25 protein-coding genes and 1 riboswitch are annotated in these 26,829 nt (G+C 41.6%); of the genes, 7 read left to right on the top strand and 18 right to left on the bottom strand.

Annotated features, from left to right (window positions below):
- The first annotated feature begins 4 nt into the window (after positions 1-4).
- A complete protein-coding gene (gene mutY, locus BQ2683_RS07890) occupies positions 5-1,084 on the top strand; it encodes an A/G-specific adenine glycosylase (RefSeq protein ID WP_235843905.1) in 1,080 nt (359 codons plus the stop codon).
- A 458-nt stretch (positions 1,085-1,542) separates the two neighbouring features.
- On the opposite strand, the gene BQ2683_RS13245 is transcribed toward mutY, so the two are convergent.
- Positions 1,543-1,857: a hypothetical protein gene (locus BQ2683_RS13245; protein ID WP_141720201.1), complete on the bottom strand. Its 315-nt coding sequence runs from the start codon at positions 1,855-1,857 to the stop codon at positions 1,543-1,545.
- On the opposite strand from BQ2683_RS13245, the gene BQ2683_RS07880 reads away from it, so the two are divergent.
- The gene (locus tag BQ2683_RS07880; protein WP_069988454.1) at positions 1,835-2,251 is read left to right on the top strand and encodes a YjdF family protein; all 417 of its coding nucleotides are present in this window, start codon (positions 1,835-1,837) and stop codon (positions 2,249-2,251) included. The genes BQ2683_RS13245 and BQ2683_RS07880 overlap by 23 nt on opposite strands.
- Positions 2,252-2,617: 366 nt before the next feature.
- Here the strand turns inward: BQ2683_RS07880 and thiC are convergent, their stop codons facing one another.
- From thiC to BQ2683_RS07865, 3 genes are all read right to left on the bottom strand, one after another.
- Positions 2,618-3,904: a phosphomethylpyrimidine synthase ThiC gene (gene thiC / locus BQ2683_RS07875; RefSeq protein ID WP_069989491.1), complete on the bottom strand. Its 1,287-nt coding sequence runs from the start codon at positions 3,902-3,904 to the stop codon at positions 2,618-2,620.
- A 135-nt stretch (positions 3,905-4,039) separates the two neighbouring features.
- Positions 4,040-4,148: riboswitch (TPP riboswitch) on the bottom strand.
- 97 nt (positions 4,149-4,245) lie between these two features.
- Complete coding sequence (locus BQ2683_RS07870; protein WP_069988453.1) at positions 4,246-4,521, bottom strand: zinc-ribbon domain containing protein; 276 nt, start codon at positions 4,519-4,521, stop codon at positions 4,246-4,248.
- A 117-nt stretch (positions 4,522-4,638) separates the two neighbouring features.
- On the bottom strand, positions 4,639-5,199 hold the full coding sequence (locus BQ2683_RS07865; protein WP_069988452.1) for a sigma-70 family RNA polymerase sigma factor: 561 nt from the start codon (positions 5,197-5,199) through the stop codon (positions 4,639-4,641).
- 381 nt (positions 5,200-5,580) lie between these two features.
- Here BQ2683_RS07865 and BQ2683_RS07860 point away from each other — a divergent pair, with 381 nt between their 5' ends.
- Positions 5,581-7,332 (top strand): B12-binding domain-containing radical SAM protein, encoded by a 1,752-nt coding sequence (locus BQ2683_RS07860; RefSeq protein ID WP_159427361.1) that lies wholly within the window; start codon positions 5,581-5,583, stop codon positions 7,330-7,332.
- A 3-nt stretch (positions 7,333-7,335) separates the two neighbouring features.
- Positions 7,336-7,725 (top strand): thioredoxin family protein, encoded by a 390-nt coding sequence (locus BQ2683_RS07855; protein ID WP_083256421.1) that lies wholly within the window; start codon positions 7,336-7,338, stop codon positions 7,723-7,725.
- A 424-nt stretch (positions 7,726-8,149) separates the two neighbouring features.
- Here the strand turns inward: BQ2683_RS07855 and BQ2683_RS07850 are convergent, their stop codons facing one another.
- From BQ2683_RS07850 to BQ2683_RS07840, 3 genes are all read right to left on the bottom strand, one after another.
- Entirely contained in the window at positions 8,150-9,175 is a 1,026-nt protein-coding gene (locus BQ2683_RS07850) for a hypothetical protein (protein WP_069988450.1), read from the bottom strand.
- 337 nt (positions 9,176-9,512) lie between these two features.
- Entirely contained in the window at positions 9,513-10,049 is a 537-nt protein-coding gene (gene rbr / locus BQ2683_RS07845; protein ID WP_069988449.1) for a rubrerythrin, read from the bottom strand.
- A 42-nt stretch (positions 10,050-10,091) separates the two neighbouring features.
- Positions 10,092-10,481 (bottom strand): Fur family transcriptional regulator, encoded by a 390-nt coding sequence (locus tag BQ2683_RS07840; protein ID WP_069988448.1) that lies wholly within the window; start codon positions 10,479-10,481, stop codon positions 10,092-10,094.
- Positions 10,482-10,648: 167 nt separating this feature from the next.
- Here BQ2683_RS07840 and BQ2683_RS07835 point away from each other — a divergent pair, with 167 nt between their 5' ends.
- On the top strand, positions 10,649-10,981 hold the full coding sequence (locus BQ2683_RS07835) for a DUF6173 family protein (RefSeq protein ID WP_069988447.1): 333 nt from the start codon (positions 10,649-10,651) through the stop codon (positions 10,979-10,981).
- 67 nt (positions 10,982-11,048) lie between these two features.
- On the opposite strand, the gene BQ2683_RS13240 is transcribed toward BQ2683_RS07835, so the two are convergent.
- The 10 genes from BQ2683_RS13240 to BQ2683_RS07790 form a co-directional block, all read right to left on the bottom strand.
- On the bottom strand, positions 11,049-11,291 hold the full coding sequence (locus BQ2683_RS13240) for a hypothetical protein (RefSeq protein ID WP_141720200.1): 243 nt from the start codon (positions 11,289-11,291) through the stop codon (positions 11,049-11,051).
- On the bottom strand, positions 11,221-12,012 hold the full coding sequence (locus BQ2683_RS07830) for an RnfABCDGE type electron transport complex subunit B (RefSeq protein ID WP_069988446.1): 792 nt from the start codon (positions 12,010-12,012) through the stop codon (positions 11,221-11,223). Before BQ2683_RS07830 ends, BQ2683_RS13240 begins: the two co-directional genes overlap by 71 nt.
- 12 nt (positions 12,013-12,024) lie before the next feature.
- Entirely contained in the window at positions 12,025-12,615 is a 591-nt protein-coding gene (locus tag BQ2683_RS07825) for an electron transport complex protein RnfA (RefSeq protein ID WP_069988445.1), read from the bottom strand.
- The gene (gene rsxE, locus BQ2683_RS07820) at positions 12,615-13,268 is read right to left on the bottom strand and encodes an electron transport complex subunit RsxE (protein ID WP_069988444.1); all 654 of its coding nucleotides are present in this window, start codon (positions 13,266-13,268) and stop codon (positions 12,615-12,617) included. The genes BQ2683_RS07825 and rsxE overlap by 1 nt, the downstream gene beginning before the upstream one ends.
- On the bottom strand, positions 13,268-13,825 hold the full coding sequence (locus tag BQ2683_RS07815) for an RnfABCDGE type electron transport complex subunit G (RefSeq protein ID WP_069988443.1): 558 nt from the start codon (positions 13,823-13,825) through the stop codon (positions 13,268-13,270). The genes rsxE and BQ2683_RS07815 overlap by 1 nt, the downstream gene beginning before the upstream one ends.
- Positions 13,825-14,739, bottom strand: a complete 915-nt coding sequence (locus tag BQ2683_RS07810; RefSeq protein WP_069988442.1) for an RnfABCDGE type electron transport complex subunit D — start codon at positions 14,737-14,739, stop codon at positions 13,825-13,827. The genes BQ2683_RS07815 and BQ2683_RS07810 overlap by 1 nt, the downstream gene beginning before the upstream one ends.
- A gap of 27 nt (positions 14,740-14,766) precedes the next feature.
- Entirely contained in the window at positions 14,767-16,080 is a 1,314-nt protein-coding gene (gene rsxC, locus BQ2683_RS07805; RefSeq protein ID WP_083256420.1) for an electron transport complex subunit RsxC, read from the bottom strand.
- Between the two features lie 375 nt (positions 16,081-16,455).
- Positions 16,456-16,977: a Gx transporter family protein gene (locus BQ2683_RS07800; protein WP_069988441.1), complete on the bottom strand. Its 522-nt coding sequence runs from the start codon at positions 16,975-16,977 to the stop codon at positions 16,456-16,458.
- The gene (locus tag BQ2683_RS07795) at positions 16,974-17,342 is read right to left on the bottom strand and encodes a NusG domain II-containing protein (protein WP_069988440.1); all 369 of its coding nucleotides are present in this window, start codon (positions 17,340-17,342) and stop codon (positions 16,974-16,976) included. Before BQ2683_RS07795 ends, BQ2683_RS07800 begins: the two co-directional genes overlap by 4 nt.
- The gene (locus BQ2683_RS07790) at positions 17,339-18,382 is read right to left on the bottom strand and encodes an FAD:protein FMN transferase (protein ID WP_069988439.1); all 1,044 of its coding nucleotides are present in this window, start codon (positions 18,380-18,382) and stop codon (positions 17,339-17,341) included. Before BQ2683_RS07790 ends, BQ2683_RS07795 begins: the two co-directional genes overlap by 4 nt.
- Positions 18,383-18,521: 139 nt before the next feature.
- Here BQ2683_RS07790 and BQ2683_RS07785 point away from each other — a divergent pair, with 139 nt between their 5' ends.
- Positions 18,522-18,992 carry an FMN-binding protein gene (locus BQ2683_RS07785; protein ID WP_069988438.1) on the top strand — a complete coding sequence of 157 codons (471 nt, stop codon included), beginning with the start codon at positions 18,522-18,524 and terminating at the stop codon, positions 18,990-18,992.
- Between the two features lie 477 nt (positions 18,993-19,469).
- Positions 19,470-25,409 (top strand): family 78 glycoside hydrolase catalytic domain, encoded by a 5,940-nt coding sequence (locus BQ2683_RS07780; RefSeq protein ID WP_069988437.1) that lies wholly within the window; start codon positions 19,470-19,472, stop codon positions 25,407-25,409.
- A gap of 592 nt (positions 25,410-26,001) precedes the next feature.
- Here BQ2683_RS07780 and BQ2683_RS07775 read toward each other — a convergent pair.
- Positions 26,002-26,736, bottom strand: a complete 735-nt coding sequence (locus BQ2683_RS07775) for a YebC/PmpR family DNA-binding transcriptional regulator (RefSeq protein WP_069988436.1) — start codon at positions 26,734-26,736, stop codon at positions 26,002-26,004.
- Positions 26,737-26,829: the final 93 nt, after the last annotated feature.

The raw sequence follows: 26,829 nt of genomic DNA, 5'->3' as shown, positions 1-26,829 counted from the left end.
TATTGTGACACAACAAGAACAAACCATTTTACAACAGCTCCCTTCCCTTTTATTGAGCTGGTACGACCAACAGGCAAGAATCCTACCTTGGCGGGAACAGCCTACGCCATACCGTGTGTGGATTTCCGAAATTATGCTGCAACAAACCCGTGTGGAGGCAGTAAAGCCTTATTTTGAACGGTTTGTAACTACCCTGCCCACCATTGCCGACCTAGCCAATGTGGATGACCAGCTTTTATTGAAATTGTGGGAAGGTCTGGGATATTATAACCGCGCCCGCAATTTAAAGCGGGCAGCTAAGTTTGTAGTAAAAGAATATGGTGGGGAACTGCCAGCGGATTACCAGGCATTATTAATGCTTCCTGGCATTGGAGCATATACAGCGGGGGCAATCGCGTCCATTGCGTTTCACATCCGCCGCCCCGCTGTGGACGGAAATGTTTTGCGGGTGATTTCCCGTATCCTGGCGAAAAAAGATGATATTACGTTGCCAAAAGTAAAAGAAAATGTAGAAGAAATGATAACAAAAATTTTGCCAGAACAACGGGTGGGGGATTTTAACCAGTCCTTAATGGAGCTAGGTGCTACAGTCTGCCTTCCCAATGGGGAACCTCTTTGCCAAACCTGTCCTGTCCAAGCTATTTGTCAAGGATATCAACAGGGTATCGCTCCAGAGCTTCCCATAAAAACAAAAAAAGCGGATCGAAAAATCCAGGATAAGACCATCCTACTATTGCTGTGTAATGGCAAAGTAGCAATCCGCCAAAGGGAAAACAAAGGGCTTCTAGCTGGACTATGGGAATTCCCAAGCATTGATGAAAAACGGAACAAAACCCAGCTGGAAAGGGAACTGATCCAACAGGGCTATCTGGTTTCATCGATCCATCCAGTTGGGAAAAGTAAGCATATTTTCAGCCATATTGAATGGAGGATGAACGGCTATCTGGTCCACCTGAATTACCCTGTGCCGGAATTCACCTGGGTAACCGAGGAGGAACTCCAAGAGCAGTACCCTTTGCCAACTGCCTTCAAGTTTTACCAACAAGCACTGGAAGAAGATATACAAACCAGTCTGTTCCAATAGGATAATGCAATATTCCAAAAGTAATCATTGAAAAATAATAGCTTGATATTCGCAGGAAAGATAAAAATGGAACCAGAAAACTTTTGTTCTGTTGATAAAAACATAAATTCTTTCAAGAAAATGTCATTCGGTTATTTGGTATGACAGGATGGTGGTTGTTATGATTTCTGTACTAATCGGTATTTTGGTGATGTTTATCTTCAAAATAGTCCAAATCTGCAAAGACAATATCCCGCCCAACAGATATGCAATACAGACGCTTTGATGCAGAATTTTTGTTTTCAGACGGATAAAACAAAAAAGGAAATTATCGCAGCATTAATCTGCCATTCCATATATGATATTTTCGGCTATAATTATGACCCGCAAACAGATATCATCCACTTTTTTGATCAGCTCATACCAGGATACGATACCCGCTATCAAATTATTTTTTTGAATGTGACTAGTTTACCTGTTTAAAAATATCCCAGCAAAATCATTTTTACTTCAAAAATAATTTTCTCTACCATCAAAATGAATTTTGGATCAAAAAATTGAATGCCAAACCAATCCCCTATTTTCCGTCTTAAAGTTAGAAAAGCTTTTGACACTACCTTGAAAAACCCTGTTGTTTTTGGTACAATCAAGGTAGCAAAGATAAAAACACAGCCTGGTTGGTAGTCCAGGCGCAGCGATGATGCTGCCAGTAGCCCTCCTCCTTGGTCGTCCCTTCTTTGTGCTATTTTATTGTTTAAGGAGGGCTTGCCAATGGGCACAATATCCAAATTCACTGTTCTGTTTGAACCCCCTTTTTGGGTGGGTATTTTTGAGCGGCAGCAGGGGAACCATTACGAGGCTTGTAAAATTATTTTTGGAGCCGAACCAAAAGAGGGAGAAATCTATGAGTTTTTCCTTCATCACTGGGGTTCCCTGCGGTTTAGCCCAGCAATTCAAACTGAGGCGGTAAAACAGCAAAGCCATAATCCGAAACGCCTGCAACGGCAGATTCAAAAACAGTTACGCCAAACCGGAGTTGGTACAAAGGCGCAGCAGGCATTCAAACAGATGCAGGAACAGGGCAAGCAGGAACGGTGTATCCGCAACCGTCAACGGAAACAGGAGCAAAAAGAACTTGTTTTCCAACAAAAACAACAAAAGCGGAAAGAAAAACACAAAGGGCATTAACCCACAAAAAATACTGGCAGTCATTACGACTGCCAGTATTTTTGATACTGCCGTTTTTATAACCTTATCATAAATGAAGCGAAAATCATCATGGTAAACTTTTTGTATAGCACCAAAATGTTAGTAATGCTGACTTTCCATGTTTATAAGCAATGGCTGTCTAGTAGGTTATGCTTCGTAATATTGGATTGAAAGCCACACTGATATATTTTTCACTGTACTTTAAGATTATTGCGATGTTTTTATAAAATGGTTTTTGATTGTTTCAAAACTTTCCCTCTGACAGAACCAAAATGGATTCAATTTTACTCTAATGTAAACAGCCAGCCCTATTGAAATGAGGCTGGCTGTTTTTTGTTATGTTTATTAATCCATGATGTCTACATCTTCGCCACGCAGGATTTTATTGATATTACGCACTGCACACATTTTTCCGCACATGGTACAGGTATCTTCTCGTTCCGGAGTGGATTCCGCACGGTATCTTCTTGCTTTTTCTCCGTCCATGGCCAACTCAAACTGTTTTTCCCAGTCTAAGTTGCGGCGCGCTTCGCTCATCTGGTAATCCCAGTCTTTCGCACCCTTTACCCCTTTGGCAACATCAGCGGCATGGGCGGCAATTTTAGAGGCGATAATCCCCTCTTTTACATCGTCTACAGTTGGCAGGCGAAGATGTTCTGCCGGTGTCACATAGCAGAGGAAAGAAGCTCCATAAGTTGCGGCAATTGCACCACCAATGGCTGCGGTAATATGGTCATACCCTGGAGCAACATCAGTTACCAAAGGCCCTAACACATAAAAAGGCGCCCCTTTACAGATGGTCTGCTGAATTTCCATATTCGCACGAATCTGGTTCAATGGCATATGTCCTGGCCCTTCAATCATTACCTGGACGTTCTTTTCCCACGCCCGCATGGTCAGTTCGCCCAAGGTAACCAATTCCTCAATTTGAGAAATATCCCCCGCATCTTCGATGCTTCCTGGACGGCAGGCATCCCCCAGGCTTAAAGTAACATCGTATTGCTGGCAAATATCCAAAATTTCATCAAAATGCTCATAAAATGGGTTTTCGTTCCCTGTCAGCTCCATCCACGCAAAAATAATGGAACCCCCACGGGAGACGATATTGGTATGGCGTTTTGCCTGTTTAAAACGCTTTGCGGTTTCTTTGTTGATGCCACAGTGGATGGTCATAAAATCCACACCATCTTCGGCGTGCATTTTTACAATATCAATCCACTGCTGGGAGGTAATCGCTTTTAACGCTTTATTATAATATACCACAGCGTCATAAATTGGCACAGTACCCAAAACAGCTGGACATTCGGCGGTTAATTTTCTGCGGAACACCTGGGTATCGCCAAATGAACTTAAATCCATAATAGCTTCCGCACCCAAATCAACAGCGGTCATTACTTTTTTCATCTCAACATCTAAATCCAGGCAGTCCTTAGAGGTTCCTAAATTAACATTGATTTTTGTTTTTAGTTTGCTGCCAATCCCATGAGGTTTTAAACAGGTATGGTTTTTGTTTGCAGGGATTACTACCTGGCCTTTCGCAACCAGTTCCATTAACTCTGTTTCCGGAATCTGTTCCTCTTTGGCAACAGCCGCCATTTCTTTGGTGATAATTCCTTTTTTTGCTGCATCCATCTGTGTTGTATACACGGCAAAACATCCTTTCTTTCATTGCATGGTTTGGATTTTTAAACTCTGCCGAGCAAATGGCGGAGTATCACCGGGCATAAAAAAACAATACCCAGCTTTGCCACCGCAAAGAAGGTATTGCTGAAATACAACCTATATCCCTACGCTGGCATTATCCAAATCAGGTTCTTAGGGTCGAAGTTTGATTACTTCCTCTCAGCCTGCCATACAAGCTCCCCCTGTTATTCAGTTCTGTCCATTAGCCTACCACAGTACCAAAAAATTGTCAAGTAAAATAGAAAAACCCGGGATAAAAAATCCCGGGTAAAAGGTATCAAAAAAAGAAATTATTCTTCTCTCATTTTAGCGAAGCATTCGCTGCAATAAACTGGACGGTCTTCACGTGGCTGGAAAGGAACTTTTGCTTCTCCACCACAGGAAGCACAGGTTGCAGTATACATTTCTCTGCTTGCCTTGGATGCGTTTTTACGGGCATCACGGCAGCTTTTACATCTTTGTGGTTCATTAACAAACCCTTTTTCAGCGTAGAATTCTTGTTCACCAGCGGTAAAAACAAATTCTGCTCCACATTCTTTACAAGTTAATGTTTTGTCTTCGTACATTTGAAAAACCTCTCTTAAATAACAATAATATTTGCCCCAGACGGATTCGCACCATCACCTTTGAAAAAACAACGCTCTGCTTTAAGCTACCGGGCCATGGATGATATAGGACATGCGCTAATTTACTAAAAACTTTAGCTTCTTCCGGATTCGAACCAGGGCATTGTCAACCGACTTTTTTGGTACATGCAGCCGTTTTGACATCGCATCGTAGCTGTAGCCTTGCAGATACAAAAACAAGGTTTCCTTCTCAAACGAAGACAAAAGTATTTTGATTTGCCGGTTCATTTCCTGTTGTTTTTCTTTGGCAAGAAACAACAACTCAGGGTCTGCCGGCTCAGAAGAATCCACTACAATAGATTCTTCCAAAGGAAGGGATTGGTTCAGCAAACTATGTTTTTTTGCAGCCGCACTTTGAGCTGCTTTTAAAATCCTGTTGCGGATACAAGTACTGGCATATGTCTGGAACGAAGTATCTCGATCCAACTGATAGGTGCGAATTGCGTCTAGCAACCCAATCAACCCTTCCTGGATCAGGTCTTCCTGCTCCATTCCGTCCACATGGAACTTGGATGCAAGTTTTACAACAAGCCCCATATAGGTTTCCACCAATCGCCCTGCTTCTGATTCAGTCAGATCATTGGCTTGAAAAGCATCTGGATTGTATGGATGTTCCATAGAATTTTGCCTTACCTTCCTATGATTTACCCTTATCATACCTTATTCCGTGATAATTGTCAAGTTTTTTCTTCCCAGATAAACTGCACAATTTTGACATATTTTTCTTTGAAATTACGATATATATGATTATTTTATTATTAATTTTAAAATAAAACATAAAAATAAGAGTGATTTCCTAAAAAACTGTCTCATATAAGACAGTTTTATGATTATATAAAATCAATTTGTTTTTTGTTTTGATTGATAGGGCAATGGATTTTTTTAAAATGTTTTCATGAAATAAATCAAAAAATATGGTATACTAATAAAATATGTATTTTACCATCAGAGCTTAACTTTGCTTTCTGATGTAATTTTAACCAATCGAAGGAAATGAATATGAAGTTTATCCTAGTATCTTTAAACGCCAAGTTCATCCATTCCAATTTGGCAATCCGAAGTATACAAAAATATACACAGCTACATACTGGCATTATGCCAGAAATACGGGAATACACCATCAACCAGCCGGAAGAGCTGATATTACGGGAATTATTTGAGGAACATCCGGATATTGTGGGCTTTTCCTGTTACATTTGGAATATTGATATGATTTTGCGCCTTGTGGTGCAGTTAAAACAAGTTGCTCCTGATATAACTATTGTATTGGGAGGACCGGAAGTGAGCTACAACTCCAAAGAACTACTAGAATCCTATCCAGTGGATATGGTCATCCGTGGTGAAGGGGAAAAAACCTTTGCGGAATTGGTACAGGCTCTTCAGAATAAGGTCAGTCTTAACAGTGTAAAAGGGCTAACATGGAAAATTGGTTCCCAATTGGTCGAGAACCCTCCTCAACCCCCTTTGCGTTTGGATGATATCCCATTTGTTTATGACGATGAACGGATGGCACAGTTCCAAAACCGGATTATCTATTATGAATCTTCCCGCGGCTGTCCATATCAGTGCGCTTACTGCCTCTCCTCTATCGAAAAGGGGGTAAGGCTGCTTTCGGAGCAACGGGTGGAACAAGATTTACAGTTCTTTTTGGACCATCGGGTGAAACAGGTTAAATTTGTAGACCGTTCGTTTAACTGCAACAAGCATCACGCCCTGCATATTTGGAAATATGTAGCGGAACATGATAATGGCATTACCAATTTCCATTGTGAAATCAATGGGGATACACTGGATGAAGAATCTATTTCCTTTTTACAAACCGCAAGAAAAGGGCTCTTCCAGTTTGAAATTGGCATCCAGACCACCAATGAAAAGACCTTGAAGGAAATCCACCGAAAAAATAACTTTGACCGGATTTCCCAGGTAGTAGCTGCCTTGCAGAAAAACAAAAACATCCACCTTCATCTGGATTTAATTGCCGGGCTTCCCCATGAGGAATATCACAGTTTTGGAAAATCCTTTAACGATGTATACGCTTTGCATCCGGATCAATTTCAATTGGGATTTTTAAAACTACTAAAGGGGTCGGATTTAGAGCGGCGCCAAAAGGAATTGGGGATTACCTGCCGGAAAACTGCTCCATATGAAGTCCTCTTTACCAGATGGCTGCCATTTGAACGGACCTTGCAACTAAAAATGATAGAGGAAATGGTGGAGCAATATTACAATTCTAACCGTTTTAAAGCCTGTATCCGCTATTTGGAGACCCTATTCCCTACCCCGTTCTCCCTATATGAGAACTTAGCAGGATTCTACCAGAAAAAAGGCTACCACAAGGTTAGCCATACCAAAGAACAGGCATATACTATTTTATATGAATTCCTAATGGAACTCCCCAAAGGAAATTTGGAATATTTCCAGTGGCTGGCGAAATTCGACCTGTACTCCCACGAAAAGGCGAAAAAAATCCCGTCTTGGATTCCAAATGACCTAACCACAGAGCAAAAACAGCCAATTTACCAGTTCTATAACCAGCCGGAAAATATCAAAACCTATCTTCCAGACTACCAAAACCTGAACGGGCTACAGATATATCGAATGGCACATTTAGAAAAATTTCCTTTTCATCCCCTTACAGGCCAACAGCAAGAATGTTACCTCCTGTTTAACTACCGCCAAACAGACCTGCTAGGGAATGCCCTTGTCATAGAATTACCAGTAGAACAGATTGAAACAGAAATGGAGAATTAATCAATGGGATTTATCGGAGATAAATTGGAACAATGGAAAGAAAAAAGACGGATTCGGGAAGAAGAGCGGGAACTTTACCCATTTGGAAAGCCAAAAGAACAAAGTCGTTTTATTGTGTTAGGCGGATTTGGCAGGCGTCATAAACAAAACCTGGCCAATGTCCAACAGGCAGTACAAGAACTGGAGTTTGATGACAAAGTACTCTACCTTAGCGATAATCGGGATATTGTACGCTATGGTGTATTATATACCCCAGCTTTGGTCGTAGACGGAACCGTGGTTTCCAAAGCGGAATTTCTTTCGGTAGAAGAAGCAAAAGATTATATTATCGAAGCGTTGCAAAATGAAAACTCTCCTTCTGATAGCCTGGAAGGGACGGAAGAAGAGCTATAGCCGTTTGCCGTTGTCCGGATTCAGGAATCAGAACGTTACTTTGGCAATATTCATCAAATCAGGGTTGATTTCGGTGGTTTAAACGTAAAATTTCTAGTTGCGTTTGCTGTCTTTACTCCGTAAATCCTTTTACGTGGAAATTTGCTGCAGAGCCTAAATTTTCCGTAAGTAATCAAAAACTGTACAAAACTATCAAATAGAAAAAACCGGTATCTTTTGAGCATTACCCTCCAAGGTACCGGTTCTATTTTTTACAAATTTGGTTTCTATGTTACTGAAGGGTCGAAAAGCAAAATGGAAACAGCTTCTAGGTCTAGGTTCCGTTGTCAAAGATAAAACTAATTTCCCCACTGTAGTACAAATTTTATTATCTCAATACAATCGAACGTTACCCTTCTATCTATCAAATCCTGCTGGTAAACATTTAACCTGCTGTATTTTCCGTAAGATACCCTAGTGAAACTAAAATATCTTGTATTTCGTCTGGATGATCGGAGGAATAGGCGTAAATCACCGTATTATTTTGATACAACACAAGGCTGTAAACTCCGTTTTGTGTGATGGCAAACTGTTTTCCTCCACCAGGCAGTTCTGTTTCGTATTCAACACGCTGATCAAACTCCAATTCCGGTGCAATATCGTATGAGATCCGGTTATACACCCCATCGGTTGTTTCTCCATCCGAATATTCGTAAAACTCAAAGGTTGTTTCCCCTTTTACGCCAGCCACCACATTGGTGAGTTTGTGTTCATCATAAAACCAGTAGGTTGTGGCTATGTTTGCGGTTTCAAACCCTCTGTCAGACAAAGCCGTATGTACATCTGAAAAGTGAAGGTTTCCGGTGATGGATGGCGGCTGTATACTGGTGGTTTGATGATTTATAAGCTGTGTAGCAGCCAAATGGCTTACGATGAAAAACAAGAGAAAGATACTACCTACCACTGTGCACGCAATAATCCGTTTCCCTCTGTATTTGGATTTCTCCCTTTCATACTTTATCGCAAGTTTTTCCGCCATCCGTTCCTCCATAGGATGGTTTTGCCTGTAAACTTTCCCCACTACCACAAGGGCAATATTGATGAGGGCAAGGATGATATTGCCGGCAAAGATATACTGTTCCTTGTTGGCAAAAGGAATGATGATGCCAAACTCAGCAAGTATCAATGCGGCAAGCCCCGGTAAAGTGCTAATCCCATACCAGCGTAACAGTTTCCTTATTTGTTCAGGATCTTCCGCCTTTTCCGCTAGATAGTGAAATATCCTCCTCTGGTTTTTTTGTAACCTGGTACGGGAAGTTCCCACCAAAGGTTTGTTGGAAAAATGGCGTAATGCCTCGCCAAAGGTCACGCCAGCCTGATTTAATGCTTCCTTAAAAATCCAAAATGAGCAGAATAAATTCACCGGCAGCAAGAGAATGGAAACGATAATGTTAAACTCCAAGGTATCCATATAGAAAATTCCCATCCTTTATCAGTGATAATCCCATTACAGGGATTGATAAACCTATTATATCTCTTTGGCAACATAAAATCTACCATTCATGCTGGAAATAAAAATTTAAAATATCAGTATGGCATAGAATCAGAAACGATAAAGGGCGTAAACCAACTTTTACAATAGCATTGAACAAAGCTTCTATCAGTAATCCTACCAAATATACCAGATAAAAAATTTCTGTCAAAAACAAAGGCGGCATGGCAAAACGCCACACCGTCTCTGATAAAGCCAATATTCTATAGAATAAATTTCCTTTCCAATCCACTTTCCAAAAGCAAAATTTTTGGGGTTAGTAGTTTATTACATGTAATTCAAAATAGGCTTGCGGATGGGCACATACAGGGCAAACTTCCGGCGCCTTATCCGAAAAGTGGATATGGCCGCAGTTCCGACAAATCCATGCGTATTCCCCATCTTTTTCAAACACTTTGCCATTCTGCAGATTTTCCAGTAAAGTAGTGTACCGTTGTTCGTGGCTTTTTTCAATCTCCGCCACCCCACGGAACATATTGGCGATTTGAGGGAAGTTTTCTTCTTCCGCTACTTTGGCAAATTCAGCGTACATCTCTGTCCACTCATAATTTTCCCCAGCAGCAGCATCCCGCAAACATTCATCCAACTGTGGAATCCCCTGGTTTAGCAGTTTAAACCACAGTTTCGCATGGGCGCACTCATTATGGGCTGTTTCCTCAAAAATGGCCGCAATTTGTTCATACCCCTGTTTCCTCGCCTGGCTGGCATAGTAGGTGTACTTATTGCGAGCCTGTGATTCACCGGCAAAAGCAGTTAATAAATTCTGTTCTGTTTTTGTTCCTTTTAGATTCATACGAACACCTCATCATATGCCGGTTACAGGTTACTCCTGTAATCAGCTATTTTTTACTGAGGCACAGTGTTCACAAACACATTTAATGCTTACATCACAACTGACAATCTGGTGGAATCCTTCTCCTTTAATTGCTGAAGTTAAATCCAGTTGCTTAGGGTCAATCTGGAAATCGAACATTTCGTTACATTTCACACATATTGCGTGATAATGAGGGGTAATATTGCCGTCAAAACGGTCTGGTGCCCCTGCTACTTCAATCTTTTGGATCATCCCAAGTTCAGCCAGTTGGTTTAAATTGCGGTAAACTGTACCTAAGCTAAGATTAGGATGCTCTTTTTTTAAAGAAGAATACACATGATTTGCAGTAGGATGCACTAAATTTTTCTTTACATAGTCCAGGATAATCTCCCGCTGTTTTGAGTATTTCATCGTAGTTCTCCTTGTCTCGATAATAATTACAATAATAATTACTAATATAATACAATATTAAAATATCCTTGTCAAGATTTTTACACTTGTAAATTTTTCCTGCTGGACAAACCCTTTTTTGTCCAGTATAATAATAGGGATTAAAAATTTAGTTTAAGGAGAATGTTATGGAACTGAATTATTTAAATGCTTCCGGAAAATCAGCTGTTACCGGAAACCCACCGTTGAAAGAAATCCTAAATGCAATCCAAGCATTTGAGCAAAACTTGGAGGAACATCAGGAAATCGCCTTAAAATTAGGTGGATTTGGGCAATCCCTGACCATGTTTGCGGAAGAAATCCAATGTATCAACGATAATATGATTCTCTTTAAAGGGGTATCCCCCCACGGCGAAGCCTGTACCTTAATCCAGCACATTAGCCAGGTAAACTTTATCCTTGCAGCTGTGCCAAAATCCAGGGATGCCGAAACCGCCCGCAGAATCAAATTTATGATCTAGCTACCAGTTTATTGCATTGTATGGTATTTCGTTTCAAATGGGGTTTTATATAGAAGAATTTGATTTTTTAGATTACTGCCCATTCATGAATCAATACAATAACATCAAACGACCGATGAAATAATACGGTAACATCAAACGACTGATGAAATAATACGGTAACACCAATATGAGAAAAAGCGTATGTATTTTCTAATACATACGCTTTTGTTTTGATAGAAAGTTGATGAAAAACTGATTTAAGGCAAGCGGTGGATACAGTTGACAGGGCATTGCTCAATACATTCCCCACAGGAAGTACATTTTTCATAATCAATCCTGGCAATAAAGTTCTCCACATGGATGGCATCATATTGACAGGTACGTTGACATTTTCCACATCCGATACATCCGTTACTGCACACATTCATAACGGCCTTACCACGTTGCGGGTTATTACAAGCTACAACAACAGGCTTATTCACCGGTTTTAAATGGATTAAATTTTTGGGACAGGTGTCCACACATCTACCGCAGGAAATACAGGTCTCCTCATCCACCCAGGCAACCCCGTCCTGTATGGAAATCGCTTCTACTGGGCAGATTTTGCTGCAATCTCCATAGCCTAAACATCCATAAATGCAGGCTTTATCACCGGAATACAGCTTAGATGCTGCCTGGCAGGTCAGTTCCCCCTGGTAATCATATTTGGAATGGGTTGCATGGAGGTTTCCGTTACAATGAACATAAGCGGCTTTTTTCTCAATAGCCCCTGCTTCTACCCCCATAATTTCCGCAACCTGTTTGGCTACGCTGGGCCCCCCTGGAACACACTGGTTTGGCGCAGCCCCGTTGGCAACCGCTTTTGCATAGTCATCACAGCCACTATAACCACAAGCACCACAGTTGATACCTGGTAGACAATCCCGGATTTTTTCTACCTTTTCGTCCTCTTTTACCCCTAAGAATACCGAGGCGATGGAAAGCAGCAACCCCGCTAGTAACGCAAGCCCGATGAAAATAAGAATTGGCAGGAAATATAATTCAAACATCTTTTCTCCCTCCTAACCAAAAATATTTTCGATGATGCCGCCAAATCCCATAAAAGATACCGCTAAAATAGAGGCGGCGATCAGGGTAGATGGCATGCCACGGAATGATTTTGGAATATTGCAGTTCTCCAGCTTTTCCCGGATTCCACTAAACAGCACCAAAGCCAGCAAAAAGCCGATGCCCGCGCCAAACGAGTTAACCAGGGATTCCAACAGAGTATATTGGCTATCAATATTCAAAACAGTCACACCAAGTACAGCGCAGTTTGTGGTAATCAAAGGCAGGTAAACCCCCAAAGCGTGGTACAATGGTGGCAAAAACCGTTTCACCACAATTTCAACCAGCTGCACAAACATGGCGATAATCAAAATAAACGCGATTTTATTCAGGTACTCCAGCCCAAATGGTTTGAGCAGGTACATATAAACCGGATAGGTGATCAGAGTAGACATTACCATAACAAAGGTTACGGCAAGGCTCATCCCTACGGCGGAATTCAACTTTTTAGATACCCCTAAAAACGGGCAGATCCCCAAGAATTTCGCCAATACAAAGTTGTTGACAAAGATGGCGCTGAAAAAAATCATTAACATGTTTTCCATTATTCAGCACCTCCGCATCCATTGCACCCTTCACAGGATGGACAGGCTTTTTTCTTTTTGGCAACCTTGCCTTTGGTAAGTTTATTCACCACAGCAATGACAATCCCCATGACAAAAAATCCTCCTGCTGGGTTGATAAAAATCGTCATTGGAGGGATGGATTCTGGCAAAACCTGTAGATTAAACCAGGTACCAACCCCAAAAATTTCACGGATGGACCCAATCACTACTAAAGCCAGGGTAAATCCAAGTCCAGTTCCCAGAGCGTCAATCGCGGATTTCCCAACGGAATTTTTGCTGGCGAATGTTTCCGCCCGCATCAAAATAATACAGTTTACCACAATCAACGCCACATATAACCCCAACGCTTTATTTAAATCTGGAAAATACCGTTCTAACAAAAAGCCAATGATGGTTACAAATCCGGCAATGATGACAATATACGCTGGAAGCCGTACTTCCCCAGGAATGACTTTTTTCAGCAGCGAAATTACAATATTGGAACCAAGGAGTACAAACGTAGTTGCCAACCCCATACCAATTCCATTGGAAGCCGCTGTGGTAACAGCCAAAGAAGGGCACATGCCAATCATTAAAACCAAAACCGGATTTTCTTTGATTAAACCGTTGATAAAAATCTTCATGTTGGACATTATTGTCCCCCTCCTTCCTGTTCTTTCCCCTCTTTTACCAGGGATAATGCTTCTATCGCGGTATTTACACCAGTGGTAACCGCTTTCGAGGAAATGGTAGAACCTGCAATAGCATCTACATTTTCTCCGATTGTAGCGGTGCCCTGCAAGCCCGCGAACTGTTTGGTAAATTCGTCCCCTTCGGTTACTTTTGTCCCGATGCCGGGGGTTTCCTGGGCGCTGACAATCGCCACGCCTTTCACGCTGTCATCGGATTGGAACCCCACTACCAGTTCCATTTCTCCACCATATCCAGTGGAGGTGACGCCAATCACATATTCGCCATTTTCGGTTTTCGCAGCTCCAGTTACTTCTTCTGGATAGTTGTCATTTAAAATTGTGGTGAGCTGGTCAGTACCCATCAGCTCGGTTGCCTTTGCGGTAGCGGCTTCGGATAAGCCCACAGTTTCCGGCAGTTTGGTGAGGTTGTACACCACTGATACCACGCCGGAAATTACAATCGCAATGGCAACTAATACCACAGTGGGACGGATAATATGTTTTGCTGTGTTTGCCATTATGATTTCCTCCCCACTGGTTTTAGTTTTGTGCCACGGTCAATAAATGGCACAACCATATTCATAATTAAAATTGCGAAGGAAACCCCTTCTGGATAGTTGCCGAACTGCCGAATCAACACTGTCATTACGCCACAGCCCAAAGCAAAAATGATCTTCCCTTTTGTGGTAATTGGCGAGGTAGCATAGTCGGTTGCCATAAAGAACGCCCCCAACATTAAGCCCCCTGCGAAAATCTGCTTTACTGGGTCTTCCCCTAACAAGAAGGAGAATACAAATACGGTTCCGATGTACACCAAAGGGGTAACTGGATTGATCACACGGCGGATGATCAAATAAACGCCACCGATAATTAGTGCCAAAGCACAGGTTTCTCCGATACATCCCCCTACATTTCCAAAAAACAGTTCTGAAACAGAATATTTACTCAAATCAACCAGAGGGGTTGCCCCTGCAATCGCATCTGGATTGCTGCTAAATACTGGAGCCTCCCAAGACGTCATCTGGGTGGTAAACCCAACCAGAAGCACAACCCTAGCGGCAATGGCTGGATTGGCAAAGTTCTGCCCAATTCCGCCAAACATCTGTTTTACCAATACAATTGCAATAAACGCACCGATTACTGTCATCCAAAGGGGAAAATTGACTGGTAAGTTCATGGCCAGCAAAAGTCCCGTTACCACAGCGCTTAAATCTCCAATGGTATTGCTGCGTTTCATTAATTTCCGGCACGCCCATTCAAAAAACACACAAGAGACAACCGAAACCGCAGTTACTGCTAAAGACCGTATCCCCAGCAGCACCGTCCCTGCTATCAAAGCTGGAACCAGTGCGATAATCACATCCAGCATAATGGAACGTGTCGTATTTTTCGCCCTAATATGCGGTGATGGCGACACAAATAAATTTTCCAACAAATTTCACTCCATTCCAAATTTCTCTTATTTTTTCGTGGCTTTTTTCACCAGTTCTTTTGCCAGCTGGTTTTTCTGCGCCAGATTCCTTTTTGCTGGACAGATATAGGAACAACAACCACAATTGATGCAAAGGTTCACCGAAAGCTTTTGCAATGCCTCCGCATTTCCCGCGTCATAAGCGATTTCCAAGCTCCGAGGCATTAGCCGCACAGGACAGACCTGGGAACACTTCCCACAACGAATGCAGGCAGTCGTTTCCGGCAGTTCCGCCATGGATTTGGAAAACGCCAAAATCGCGTTGTTGTTTTTGATAATCGGGGTGGATAAATCCTCAATTGCTACCCCCATCATTGGTCCACCACAGATAATTTTTTTTGGCTCCTTGGTAAAACCACCGCAAAAATCAATCACATCCTGGATGGAAGTCCCAATGGGAACACGCACATTTTGTGGGTTGGCGATACAATCCCCATCCACTGTCAAACGCTTCGCGGTCAATGGCATACCTGTTTCTAGATAGCGGCCCAGTTTGGAAATCGAGGTGACATTCATTACAATAACGCCAACATCAGCTGGAAGCTGCCCCTCTTTTACAACCCTGCCTGTGGTGACATAAATCAGCACTTTTTCCGCCCCTTGCGGATATTGTGAGGTCAAAGACATCACCTGTATCTCTGGAATGCTATCGGTCAATTGTCCCATCAATTGCAACGCCTGTTTTTTGTTGTCTTCAATGCCAATAATCACTTTTTTGATCCCAAGATAGGTCTGAATCTGCTGGATTCCCTTTACGATAGCGGAGGCGTTTTCAATTAATTCCCGGTTATCCGAGGTGATATACGGCTCACATTCCGCCCCATTAATAATAAGGGTATCCACTTTCCCTTCCTCAAATGAAAGTTTTGTATGAGTGGGGAATCCTGCCCCACCAAGTCCGACCATACCATTTTCATACACCGCCTGGATAAAATCCTCCTTAGTACGAATCACAGGGGGTTTTACGGTTTCGCTCACCGTTTGCAGGCCATCTGATTCAATCACCACAGAAGGGACGGAATTTCCTCCAAATGTAGTATAATCTTTTAACGCAATTACCTTGCCCGAAACACTGGAATAGATCGGGGCAGAGAGTTGATCCCGGTTTTCACCGATTTTCTGTCCTAACTTGACCTCATCCCCCACTTTTACCAACGGAATACAGGGGGCACCCAAATGCTGTGTCATTACAATGGTAACTTGTTTTGGCGCAGGCATACGAACCGTTTCCATATCCGCCGTATTTTTATGGTGCTTTAACTTAACGCCCGGCAACCTTCTTATTGCTTTTTGGATAGACAAACCTTTCACTCCATTTCTATAAATAATAAAGCAAAATCCTCTGCAGCTTCTACAGAGGATTACCCCAAACAATCAAAAATTAATGTTTCGTTCGAGTTTAGGCAGCTGCATTCCCCAAACTTTTTATTTCATAAAAAAATAAAATACAAGGATGGATAACATATCATGTTATTGATTACAAACCTGTCCTACCACATCCATCCTCAACACTTACATTTCCTTTTTGCAAGGAAACCATGCAGCTGATGTTTTTATTAGGATATGACTGGAAGTTTTGTTAAAAATTTAAGTTTATTTTATCATAAACCGTTCATGAAGTCAATCAAAATTAGTTAAAACTTTTGTAGATTGTTATCTAAATTTGATTTTTTCCTTTTATTTTTTTGTATTTGATGATAACACCTGACGGTGCAGGATGGGCAATACTACCTGTAGGAGTTTCCCTGTTATTATCCCCATAATTACGCCAGAAATTACTAAAACCGGCGTATATGCCCAAACAACCTGGTTTAACAAGATGCTTGCACCCAACAGCTGCCCGATATTATGGAAAATCCCTCCAAAACAGCTCGTAAAAAAGGCGGAACAATGGAACATTTTTGCCAAAAGCAGCATGATAAGAAGAGAACATATCCCACCGCATGCCCCTAAAAACGCCGCTGTAACCCCTCTTGTTAGCAAAGCAAAACCAAATTTTAATAGCAACAGAATCCCACTGTACCCTGTCCCAAGGTAAAATAGACAGTACATAACTACAATATTGGATAAGCCCAACTTAATCCCTGGTACAGCAACTACCAAAGGTGGAATCAGATTCTCTAAAAAAGACAAAACCACTGCCAGGGCAAACAAAAGTGCCAACTGGCAAAGCTGTTTGACTTTAAGATGTTGTTTCATGTTTTATCCTCCCCAGATAATTGAATGTAAAACCGGTTTGGCATACAAACTGCCCGATCTCCGGATTTGGAGAGCCAACCGGTATGTTCACAGATTTTATCTGGACAATCCACCTGGTAAAACCGGATTTGATGGTCTTTGATTTCCACATGTACTCGTCCTTGTTCATCTAGTGTTAAAATTTTATCCTCTGTATCCGACAAAGAAATTTTTTCCACTAACTGGTCGTTTTGGTAGATTTCTGCATACAACGCAGGTTTTTGATACAGCTTTTGCCAGGCAAAAATGCCAGCACAAACTCCTACAATAAGTAAAATTATAACAATTTCAACGATACGTATTTTCTGGTTCTTGTTTTGGTTCATTTTGTCCCTTCTATCTGATATTGGGATGCTGCCTCTTCTGACAATTGGAATTGGTTTTTCAAGGAATCGCTGATCAAAACCTTCCCTTGCGTGTCAATGGCAATTACTTGATAATCCTGCAAATGCTGTTCCACATAATCCTTGCCCATGATAAACAGCCAGGTGGAAAGAAAATCTGCCTCTATCCCTGTATCTGCTACTACTGTGATCCCCATCAGTCCGGTTTGGGAGGGCGAGCCTGTCCGTGGGTCCAGGATGTGGTGGTAACGGAGTCCATCCTGTTCAAAATACCGCTCATAATCCCCCGATGTTCCCACAAAGCAATCGGTGATTTCCAAACTGCCAATTAAATCATTGGCTGTCCCTCTGGGATCACGGATTCCCAACTGGTATGGTTTACCATCCAACTGAGTCCCTTTCACATAAATACTACTATTAGCAGAAAATATAGCTGATTTGACGTTTTGTATATTATAAATTTCTGCTGCCTGGTCAGAAACAGCTCCTTTTACGATGCCGCCCAGTTCTATTTTCGTTCCTGGTTTTGCTAACCGGACAGCACATCCTTCCCGGTCCAATTGTACATTTTCCCATCCAACGGTTTCCATCGCCTGGTCAATCTGCTGTTGAGTTGGAACTTTTGGGTTTTCCCCAGTAATCCCCCACAAATCAATCAGCGTACCCATGGTAATGTCAAAAACACCATCACTTTGTTGGCAGTACTGGAGTGCCCTCTGCAACAGGTCAAAAGTTTCCCGACTAACCGGCACCCATTCTCCATTGGATTGGTTAATCTTGGTTATTTCCGATTCCAGTTGGTAGCTGGAAAGCCTCTCATCTGTTTGGCGCATCAAATTGGATACCTGCTGGAATGCCTCCTTGCAGTTGGTTCCATATCCCGTTTGTGTTACCAGGCTATCCAAAGCAAAATCAGTCTGCTCCACCTTTTTCGTAGTAGCTGACTGTTGTATCCCCATCCACAGGAGCGCAATACAACAGATTACTACCAAAACAGAAAAAAATATTTTTTTTAAGTTCATTTTTTATTCCTATGCCTAAATTTTTATTTCTATAATATAGATTATTTCTAAAATAGTTACATTTAATCATAAACAATTGGAATAATAAAGTCAAGCGAACCAATGCTTTTATCATTCTAATAAAGATAGGAGAATATTCATGAAACGAAGTTTAACAATATTATTTACTGGCATCGTTGCGTTGGGGTGTTTGACAGGATGTTCTGGAAAAGATACTGTAGACACCAATACTGTTTACCATGCGGAATACGCCAACCCTGTCCACGGATATATTCCATTTGTGGATTTAACTGTAGATGCCAATAAAAAAATTACCAGCATCACCTACAACTGGAAAAAAGAAGATGACAGCTCTGCTCTAAAATCGGATGATGAGGAATACGCCAAAACCTGGCGGAGCGTCAATCCCGATATGGATCAGAATGTAGCCCGGGAAAACCTGATGAACCAATTACAGGAAAAACAGGACATTTCCAAAGTAGACACAGTGGCCGGCGCAACCATGGCATCCAGTGAGTTTAAAGAGCTCGTCAGCAAATTAATGAAAGAGCGAGTGCAAAAAGGGAACAAAAAAGAATTAGTCATTGACAATTCCACCAGCAGCACCTGATCCACTCTAACCAGGGAAACCAAATTGGTTTCCCTTTTTTGATTGATGTTACGATATTATGAAACTTCTTGTAAAGCGCTATAGGGGAAATTTTTTCATTCGACAAGAAAGGGATCAAAACAAAAAATAATCCATTTTATAGGAGATATTATCCAAACTATTTTTGTAGTTTTCGGTTTTTCTAAAAAAATTTAATGTAACATATTACATAATAAAAAACATCAATTGACATTTCTCAAAAAAATGATATAGTATAGTTATACGAAAATAGTCCAATATGGGAACACGTTTTGATAATTAATGTAAATTAATTTTTATTGTAACCTTAAATTAGGTTATCCATTGATATTTTCTTTTCTAAATAACGACAAAGGAGGGCAGTTGCTACAGGGGAGGAAAAGAGATACCAATTGTTAACAAATAATGAATGAAGTTGCTTTTTATACTTAGTTATAAAAAGAGCAAAAGGAGAAATGTATGGGTAAAACAAAACGCTTTTTAAGCATTGTTCTTACTCTGGCAATGGTATTGGGCATAATGGTGCAACCGGGATTATTCCCAGCAGCTGCAGAATCTACCAACAGCCATGAGTCTCCCTATATCCAGTCGGACAACTGGATTTGGAGTAGTGATACAATCACCAAAAACAGTGTTTCTTATTTCAGACGCAGTGTGGACTTAAAAGAAATGCCAACCAGTATTGACATTAAAACTTCCGCACATAACTATTTAAAATTCTATTTTAATGGGAACCTGCTCTCTGGGCTTTGTTCCCCAGCAACTTCTACCATCCCAGACAACAAAAACTATTTGCATTATACCCTTACTGGTGATGAGTTGAACCAGTTGTTAGACCAGGCAAATCCAACCCAGGTTGCTTTTGCTTCTATGGTACAATACCTGGGCGATGGTGGTATGAACTACATCAATGGTGTGCCTGGCTTCTGGGCAGATATCACTGTCACCTATGGGGATAATTCCACCGAAACCATTGTAACCGATTCCAGCTGGGACGCATTGGCAGAAACTCCTTTTAAAGGAAACACACCAAGCCAACAAAGCCGTAGGATGACAGCACAGTTGGATTACGACGCGCAGAAAATGCCTGACCCTCTGGCATTTGCCCGCTATGATTATGATACTACTTCCTATACCGCAGGAAGCTGGGTGGATGCTATCCCTGCAAAAACCGAAGCTTCCACATGGAAAATGCGGGAACAGCAGATTCCAGAAGGTACTGTGCATGAAATGATTACCCCAACCCCAGTTGGCGTACAGGAACCAGGGGTTCAGGTATTCGATGTAGGCAAAATTGTATCTGGTTTCCCACGGATTAAAACCTCCGCACCAGCAGGTACCCGTATTTGTATGCGTTATTCCGAAGACCTTACCGCGGACGGCCGTGTAAAACACAATGTTGCCAATGAAGGTAGCGAAAATTACTGTGACTATTACACCTTCTCTGGTAACGATGTAGAAGAATTTTGTCCGGACTTTACTTACAAAGCATTCCGTTATGTAGAAGTCGTTGGATTGCCAGAAATGATTGACCCATCCGAATTCCAGGTAGAATGGGCTTCTTCCGGTATTGAAAACACCTCTACTTTCAGTTCTTCTGATGATATGGCAAACAAAATTTATCAGATGTGCATCAACACCCAGTACAACAACACCCAGAACATGCCTGTTGACTGCCCTCACCGGGAACAGTCACAATACCTGGGGGATGCTCAAATGCAGTACGATTTATTCTCCTACGCATTTGCTTCTGATTACAGCGATTTCCTTTATAAAACATTGCTGGACTTCTCCGGCGCACAGCATGAAAATGGACAATTCCCATTTATTACACCTACCACGGTAGAAAACTTCTCAAATCAGATTCCAGAATATGATATGCGTTACCCAGATCTATTGTATCAATACTATTATTATACTGGAAAAACTGACGCTTTAGAGGAATTTTATGAGGTAGCGGAAAAAGCCGCAGCCCATTGGGAAGAATACATTGACGGCACCGGTTTGATGACAAAACCTCCACTTTGGTCCATTAGTGACTGGCCATCTTCGATTGTCGATGACTCTGGTAAATATCAAACTACTATGAATTTACATATGTATGATGTGTTTGATAAAATGTCATTGATCTCTGAAGTACTTGGTAAAGACGCAGAAGCAGCTAGCTATCGCCAAAAAGCCGAAGATATCAGCGCAGCAATTACCGCTAACCTGATTGACCCAGAAACCGGTATTTATATGGACAGCTATGGCAGCGAAAAACGGAACCCAGGGGTAACCGCATTTGCGATTTTCCTCGGACAAGCTCCGGAATCCCTGCGCACCCAGCAACTGGACTATATCGCAAAAACAGAATTGGAATCCACTTCTGTATTACCTTCTAAAGTTATCCTGACAAAACCAGTCCTCCACGTTCTGCTTCAAGGTAACGACTCCCACAAAGAAGCAGCTTACGAGATCATGACCCGTACTACAGGGTTAGAATGGGGCCGTATGGTTGCAGATGGATATCAGACCTGTTGGGAAGGCTTTGAAACAATCAACTCCCACAGCCATGCTTGGACTGCTTACCCAGCAAAAATGTTCCTGGCTTATCTGGCTGGTATCACTTATAACGACGTCAACTACACTGGCGTTCAGGTAAAACCTTACTTACCGGCAGACCTGAGCTATGTGGAAGGCAGCCTGGAAACACCAGCAGGGGAAACAATTGCTGTACGGTTGGATAAAAATCAAGACAACAGCAAATCCCTGAATGTAAACACACAAGTAGCCGCACGCATTGGTGTTCCACGCTTTGATATGGAAAACACCACTGTTTCTTTGGACGGAACCGTTCTGTTTGAAGATGGCGCTGCTACCAACACAGTAGAAGGCATTACCTATGTGGGTAACGACGCGCAATATATTTATTTTGACGTAGTTGCTGGCAACTACACCTTTGATTCCGCTGTAAAACCAGCAGGTACAGAAGAAAGCTATACCTTAACAGTTAACAGCAACGAAGGCGGAAAATTGCTTGTAAATGGAAAAGAAATTACCACTCCATCTACCCAAACGATCGCAAGTGGAGAAGAAGTATCCATTGAAGCTATCGCAAATGATGGCATGGTATTTGATGGCTTTAGCGGTACTTATGCTTCCTTTGAAAACGCAATGACCTTTACCATGGGGGCAAATACCACTATTGATGCTTCTTTCTCTGAAAAAACAGATAAAACATACCGCATTGTAACAATTGATGCTCCAGAAGATTCTGGATTGTATGTACAAACTGGTGATAAAACGATTGAACTTCCAGCAAAAATCCCAGTGGTAGAAGGCGAACCTGTCACTTTAACCGCAGGGGAACAGGAAGATTCCCGTTGCCGGTTTATCGCATGGTCAGGTGACCTGTTCAGTTCCAAACGGGAAATCACTCTGGATGGCAAGGAAAATGTAAACCTTACTGTAATTCCAGAATATATTGGGGAAGAAAATTTAGCTTACAATAAACCTGTAACTGCTAACAATTCTTATTCGGAAGGCCAATCTTGGGATCCAACCAACCTGACCGATGGCTATACCACAGTTGGGCCAAATGGACAGCTTGGATTCACCTCACAGGCATATACAAACCAGGATATCACCGAAACTCCTCACGAATTAGTGATCGATTTGGGCAGGGACCGTAATTTTGACACCCTTGTCCTCTATCCTAGAACAGACCAAAAAGGTGATAACGGAGAAACCCTTTGTTTCCCAGAAAGTTATCAAGTTTCTGTTTGTGAAGATGGCTCTACAGAGTATAAAGAATGCAAACAGGTAACCGATGGTGACAATCCAATGGGACAACCTGTTACATTGGATTTGGGTACACAGCATGGACGTTATATTAAAATAACTACTACAAAATTGGGTTCACCTGTAACAGAAGGTGGAAATTTAAAATACCGTGTACAATTGACAGAACTGGAACTGTACAACAACGACCAAAGCACCAGTGAATTTGTGTTAAACATTGAAGCAGAAGGTGGAGATGGTTCTGTAAAAGTAAATGGTACTGTAGAAAAATTACCATTAAACCGCACCTATCCAAAAGGCAGCAATGTTGTAATTGAACCTGTTGCAGGTACTGACTACCGCGCGGAAGGTTTTAGTGGAGATTTAACAACAGGCCCAGAACCTGTTTATGTTGCAATGAACCGTGATTACAGTTTAATTGCCAACTTTAAATCCACTATTGCCGCCAAATCCGATAACCTGGCATTGGGTAAAACCGTAACTGCTGCCAATTCGGATGGCGCAGGCGCACAATGGGGTCCTGACAAATTAACAGATGGTTTACAAACTTCCACAGGTTCTTCCGCAGTAGACGGCGTGAAAGGTTATACTTCCAAAAACTATGCCTCCGCCGATGTTTCCAACGAAGATTTGTGGATTGAAATCGACCTTGGAAAAGATACCGATTTCCACCAGATTATGCTTTACCCACGTACTGACGTAGCTGGCGCAAATGGTGGTACAGAATCTCCAAACTTCCCAGTAGATTACCGCATTGAATACAAGATGGACGGTGATAATATTTACCGTACCATTGGGGATTTCAAAGATGTAGAAAATCCACAGGGTCAACCAGCAGTACTAGATTTTGGCATCCAAAACGGACGCTATATCCGTATTATTCCAACCAAACTTGGTTCTCCTGCAATCGACGATGTAGGTGGAGCACGTCCTTATCGGTTCCAGTTATGCGAAGTAGAAGTTTACGCAGTTCCAGCGGCACCTGATAATATGGCAACATCCGCTGAAATTACCGTAAAAGACTTTGCTGCCAACGCAGGCGCATGGAGCATTTCCAACTTAACAGATGGAAAACTGCGTTCTGAAGGCCGTGGTTCGGAAGGCGGTATTAAAGGCTTTACCTCAGCGGCACGTCCAAACGGACAAAACGATATCTCCGCCGACCCATTCTGGATGAACTTTACTTTTGATAGCCCACAGGATATCAACCAATTTGTAATGTACCCTCGTTCTGACGTTGACGCAAACGAAAAGAACTCTGGTGATTCCGCAAACTTCCCGGTAGACTTTGATTTACAGGCGAAAAATGAACAAACAGGTGAGTTTGAAACCATCTTTACCATTAAAGATTGTCCAAACCCAGGTATGGCACCATATGAAATTAACTTTGATACCGTTCATACAACCACCTTACGGCTGGTTGTTTACAAACTTGGTATGCCATCCTTTGATGAAATTTCCAAAGCTCACTATGTACAGTTGGCTGAAACCCGTGTTTCCTATGTTACAACAGAATCCATCAATATTGGTGATATTAAAGTTGATATGGTAGATGCTCCTGACATCATCACCACCAATACGGATTCCGTTCAGCTGAACGCAAATGTTACCCCATCTGATTTGGCGAACAACAATATCCGTTGGAGCATTGAGGATGAAAATGGATTTGTATCAGATATTGCGGATTTGATCGGCACAGATACAAATACACCTATCCTGGTACCTCGTTCCGCTGGTTCCGCTTATGTAGTAGCACGTTTCACCAACGGCTTACCAGTAATGGACCGTATCCCAATTACCATCGTAGAACCAATCAATGCAAATAAAGATATTTTAAACAAAGTAATTGCATATGCAGAGCAACAAAAAGCATCTGATGAATTCAATAATGTCATTGCGGATGTACAAAAATCCTTCAATGCAGCATTGGATGCAGCAAAATTAGTCGCAAAAGATGAAATGGCAACCCAAGAAACTGTAGATGCAGCATGGAAAGCACTGATGACAGAAATCCATAAACTGGGCTTTGTCAAAGGTGATATTACTTCCTTAGAAGCTCTGGTTGCATTGGCAGAAGGTTATGACATGAATGACTTTGTAGAAGCAGGTCAGGCAGAATTCTTAGAAGCGTTGAAAGCAGCGCAAGATTTATTAGCGGATAAAGACAATGCAATGCAAGCAGAAATCGAAACAGCAGAAACCAATCTGTTGAACGCGATGCTGAACCTGAGATACAAAGCGGATAAATCCATCCTGGAAAAAGTAATTGCGGAAGCCAACGGCAAAGATGCGAACGCATATACAGCGGAAAGCTATGCAGTACTGCAAGCAGCAGTAGCAGAAGCGAACGCAGTAATGGCGAACGAAAACGCAACTCAAGAAGAAGTAGACGCAGCAGTAACAAGTGTACAAGAAGCGATGAAAGGTCTAGTAGCAGTAGAAAAACCATCTACCGAAACACCAGATGACAACAAAGCGGATAGTACACAAACAGGGCAAGAATCTACCACAACAAAAGCAAACGCAGCCAAAACAGGTGATGTTGCACCAATCGCAGGAGTAATGGCACTGGTATTGGCAGGCGCTGCAGTAGTAACCCTGAAAAAGAAAAAATAATACTTTTTTATATAAAAAAGCTTATTTTTTCACTGTGTAAGTGAAATAAAAAATCCTGATGTGGATGGTTCATTCCATCCGCATCAGGATTTTTCTTGCTTTTTGGAGACTAATCTCAACTTACCAACGAATCAATCACTCTAAAAGGTATCAAAGGCACAAAAAATTTCCTCCATTTACATCTATTATCCTAATATTTCAAAAATTTTGTTCCGTTCTATTTTGGTTCGTAATACCTTTTCAAAACATTTATTTCGCTCAAAATTGGAAACAAAAACTGTTTGTAGAACTTTCCCGGTAAAACCAGAAGTTTCCGTAACAGCCAAAATCCAATCGTAAACAAATCTTTTAGAGGGCTGAAGATAGGTTTCCTGTAACTAGTTTCCGTACTTTATATGCCACCTGTAATTTTAACTTTCCCTAACAACTTGCTAATCCCCTCTTTAGCAAAGCCTTGTTTCTTATTGGGTTTGAAATCTTCTATCATAATTTTCAAACAAAGCTATTTTATCTACTCCCTAGGATTGTCCTCTTTAAGCGACAAAAACCCCTGCTTTTTGTAACACGAAAAAGCAGGGGCTCCATTTATTTTTTACAGTTCATCTACATTCTCTAAGTTATGCCAAACTTCCTGTACATCATCATTGTCTTCTAAGCATTCCAGCAAACGACTCATTTTTAATTTGCTATCCTCATCGGTTAAAGTGGTATAAGTTTCTGGAACTTGTTCTACCTGTGCGGTAGTGAAAGTATATCCTTTTTCAGATAACGCATCCCGTACAGCGGAAAAATCGGATGGTGCTGTCACAATCTGAGCGCAGCCATCACTAAACTCAAAATCATCCGCGCCAGCTTCTAAACAATCTTCCATTACTTTGTCCTCGTCCAGGTCTTCCCCTTCAATGACGATGACCCCTTTAGGGTTAAACATAAAAGATACGCAACCTGTTGTCCCCAAATTACCGCCAAATTTATCAAAATAATGGCGCACATCGGATGCGGTACGGTTTCTGTTATCGGTCAAAGCTTCTACAATTACCGCAACACCATTTGGACCATATCCTTCGTAAATGATATTTTCGTAATTGTTTTTATCTTCCCCACCAGCCGCTTTTTTAATAATGCGGTCGATATTATCATTTGGTACGTTGTTCGCTTTCGCTTTGGCAATCAAATCACGTAATTTGCTGTTGTTATCTGGGTCTGGTCCGCCTTCCCGAACAGCAACTGTCATTTCACGGCCAATCTTCGTAAATATTTTTGCCTTTTGGCCATCGGTTTTTTCTTTTTTCCTTTTGATTGTACTCCACTTAGAATGTCCTGACATATCGATAGATTCCTTTCATTTAGTCTTATTACAAGCCAATTTGGCTACACATGGCTTCCTATCCACAAAAACTGTGGAACAATATCTAATTTA

The sequence above is a fragment of the Massilioclostridium coli genome (assembly GCF_900095865.1).
Lineage (GTDB): Bacteria > Bacillota > Clostridia > Oscillospirales > Ruminococcaceae > Massilioclostridium > Massilioclostridium facile.
Note: the sequence above shows the minus strand (reverse complement) of the source record. Positions and strands in the feature narration are given on the sequence as shown.